At 43.8% G+C, this 240-nt stretch carries 1 protein-coding gene; it reads right to left on the bottom strand.

Features of this window, described 5'->3' with window-relative positions:
- Window positions 1–240 (bottom strand): EscU/YscU/HrcU family type III secretion system export apparatus switch protein (locus tag R2R70_RS22790; protein ID WP_410979316.1); only part of this gene is annotated, 240 nt, incomplete at both ends.

Below are 240 nucleotides of genomic sequence, written 5' to 3'. Positions count from 1 at the left end.
CACGTAATACATACGAAAACGCAATCAGTTCTGCAATCACAAAATAAAGCTCTTTTGGAATCTCTTCACCTAATTCGAGGTGCGATAAGGTTTTAGCTAAATCGGGATCTTCGTGGATCATGATCCCTTTTTGTTTTGCTGCAGCGATTATTTCTTCCGCCAACTCCCCAAACCCCTTAACGCTCACTGAAGGCGTGCTTCCTGCTTCGTATAAAAGGCCAATTGCCGACTTGCTCTTAG

It is taken from the genome of Cobetia sp. SIMBA_158 (assembly GCF_046566945.1).
Taxonomy (GTDB): domain Bacteria; phylum Pseudomonadota; class Gammaproteobacteria; order Pseudomonadales; family Halomonadaceae; genus Cobetia; species Cobetia amphilecti.
This window is presented reverse-complemented; position numbering and strand designations above follow the sequence as displayed.